This window comes from Dietzia sp. HMSC21D01 (assembly GCF_001815995.1).
Lineage (GTDB): Bacteria > Actinomycetota > Actinomycetes > Mycobacteriales > Mycobacteriaceae > Dietzia > Dietzia cinnamea.
Genome location: NZ_KV823988.1, coordinates 1 through 1,424, shown reverse-complemented (window position 1 = coordinate 1,424; position 1,424 = coordinate 1). Strand labels below are relative to the sequence as shown.

Genomic DNA, 1,424 nt, shown 5'->3' with positions numbered 1-1,424 from the left:
CGAAGCGGGGACCGTCATCTGACGACCGAATTGGCCGGGGCGCTGGCGACCGCCCCACTGGTGGGCGGCGCGCGAGCACTGGGCGTGCACTACTTCTCCAAACATGGCACGCAGTGGTCCTGCTGGGCGGTGTGGCTGCGCGACGACGTCGCCGACGCTCTGGCCGCAGGCCCGGGCCAACCGGTCGCGCCGCCGGCCGACAATGCCGCATTGGCGGCCGTGCTGGATACCTACAACCTCACCGCCGGATAGCTTCAGCCCCAACGCGCTGCGCACCGCCCGCGGTTCGTGGGCGCCAGCGGTCGCGGCGGTGGGACTGCTGGCGTGGTTCGTTACGCGTTAGTCGTTCACCCTGCGATATGGGCGCGTACTACCGGTCGCGGATAGCACTGTGGGTGATCGATCAGTAGGACCCCGCTGCGATGGACGGCGAAGCCGTACCGACAGCTGCGCCGACAACGTCGACCAGCGGCAAACCGCTGACACATCCCGACTGGCCTGTCCATCGACGAAGGCCCCGCCGCCGGCGGGGCCTTATCTGCGGATGACTGTACTCCCAAACCTCTAGAACAGTGAGGGTGTATCGAGGGGTGCTGCGTTGCCGCAGGCGCGGGAGTATGCGCGCGCGTCCCAGCCGGAGGCGAGTGCGTCTCGCACCGCCACGGAGCGCGCGTAGCGGTTGGTGTGTTGGTCGGGGTTGCGGATGGCGCCGGTGCGACCGCACGCGACGGCGTAGCGCAGATTTGCTGACTGGGTGGAGGCCACGACATGCCCCGGGTCGACACGCACGCACAGGGGTTCGTTGCAGCGGTGCTCAGCCACGACTCCGTCGCCGAGTTCGCCAGCCAACAACAACGCGAAGCGGTGCCCGGACTCGGTGCGACTGACCCCATTGTGTCGCCAGGTAAGCCGCGTATATCCGTCGACACCACTGATCGCTGCGATGAGGAACCAGCACCCGTTGCCGGGTGCTTTGACCACGCGGGACCAGAACGCGTCGATCGCCGCGCGGGTGGGTGGCAGAGTCGCACTGTAGGGGCGCGACCGCCGCACCGCGCCCGACGGGACCGGGGCCGGCGCGACTAGTTCCAGGCCCGGCAGGGGGACCTCGACGCCCGCGAGGCTTCCGTGAAGGTCAGTGTGACTGGTCACCGTTGTGGTCCGAGGTCGTGTCCGGCGCGTGCTCGTCACCGGTGTCCGGCGTGGAGTCCCCGGTGGCGGTGTGGTCCTTCGCGGCGCGGATCGCGGCACCGACTTCTCGGGCGGACAGTCCAGTCATCTCGGCCAGATCGGACTGGGCGACGCCGAGGTCCTTCAGCTCGATCAGCGCCTCCCCCAGGGCGGCTTCGGCATCCGCGCGGGCATCGATCGCGGAGAACACCGCCACGAGCTTGGACTCGCGCTTGCGCGCCCGCTCGAGCTCG

Annotated in this window: 2 protein-coding genes and 1 pseudogene; 1 reads left to right on the top strand and 2 read right to left on the bottom strand. The window is 69.3% G+C overall.

Annotated features, from left to right (window positions below):
- A pseudogene (locus HMPREF3086_RS19005) lies at nucleotides 1-252 on the top strand (hypothetical protein); the annotation flags it as partial.
- Nucleotides 253-564: 312 nt separating this feature from the next.
- Here HMPREF3086_RS19005 and HMPREF3086_RS11820 read toward each other — a convergent pair.
- Together HMPREF3086_RS11820 and HMPREF3086_RS11815 are read right to left on the bottom strand one after the other, a co-directional pair.
- Nucleotides 565-1,152: a hypothetical protein gene (locus tag HMPREF3086_RS11820; protein ID WP_246830979.1), complete on the bottom strand. Its 588-nt coding sequence runs from the start codon at nucleotides 1,150-1,152 to the stop codon at nucleotides 565-567.
- A partial coding sequence (locus HMPREF3086_RS11815) for a hypothetical protein (protein ID WP_070722039.1) occupies nucleotides 1,136-1,424 on the bottom strand: 289 nt, incomplete at its 5' end. The genes HMPREF3086_RS11815 and HMPREF3086_RS11820, both read right to left, overlap by 17 nt.